1 protein-coding gene is annotated in these 952 nt (G+C 59.5%); it reads left to right on the forward strand.

Annotation, left to right across the window (positions count from 1 at the left end):
- The first annotated feature begins 118 nt into the window (after positions 1-118).
- Positions 119-931, forward strand: a complete 813-nt coding sequence (locus LO50_RS23450; protein ID WP_041013151.1) for an outer membrane protein OmpK — start codon at positions 119-121, stop codon at positions 929-931.
- Positions 932-952 lie beyond the last annotated feature (21 nt).

Raw genomic sequence — 952 nt, forward strand, 5'->3', positions numbered from 1 at the left:
CCTGTGCGGGGCGATCCGTCTGATGGTCAGAATCACGCCATCGTGCGCTTCTCGCCACGCCAGTCTTGAAAGACAATGGCGCCCAAAAAAAGCCGTCACCCACTTCAAGGAAATCCACATGCAACTGAAGACCGCTCCCCTCGCCGTCGCGCTCGCCGGCAGCCTGCTGACCGCCCCGGCGATGGCCGAAGGTCTGCTCCACTGGCACAGCAACAGCCTGACCTACCTGTACGGCAAGGATTACAAGATCGATGCGCCGATCCAGCAGACTGTCACCTTCGAGCACGTCAACGGCTGGAAGTATGGCGATACGTTCCTGTTTCTCGACTCGATCCACTTCAACGGCAAGGGTAACGACAACGGCAACGACGACAGCACCTTCTACGGCGAATTCTCACCGCGCCTGTCGTTCGGCAAGATCTTCCAGCGCGACCTGAGCTTCGGCCCGATCAAGGATGTGCTGGTCGCAATGACCTACGAGTTCGGCGAAGGCGATGTGGAAACCTACATGATCGGCCCGGGCTTCGATCTGGACGTGCCCGGCTTCGACTATGTCTCGGTGAACGTCTACCACCGCGACACTGACGGTGACCGCGTAGGCGACGGCACCTGGCAGGTCACCCCGGTGTGGGGCTACACCCTGCCGGTGGGCAACTCCGACATCCTCATCGACGGCTTCATCGACTGGGTGGTCGACAACGACAGCAACTCCCGCGGTGAGGAATATCACGCCAACCTGCACATCAACCCGCAGATCAAGTACGACCTAGGCAAGGCGATGAACTGGGGCGAGAAGCAGCTCTACGTCGGTATCGAGTACGACTACTGGTCGGACAAGTACGGCATCGAGAATGGCGGCTTCGTCAGCGAAAACTTCGTTGGCAAAACCGACCAGAACACCTTCAGCGCTATCGTCAAAGCGCACTTCTGAGTGCTGTCGCGAAGGGGCTCC

The organism is Stutzerimonas stutzeri (assembly GCF_000935215.1).
Taxonomy (GTDB): Bacteria; Pseudomonadota; Gammaproteobacteria; order Pseudomonadales; family Pseudomonadaceae; genus Stutzerimonas.

Coding starts and splice junctions, on each gene's coding strand:
- LO50_RS23450 (WP_041013151.1), top strand. CDS start 119: ATGCAACTGAAGACCGCTCCCCTCGCCGTCGCGCTCGCCGGCAGCCTG.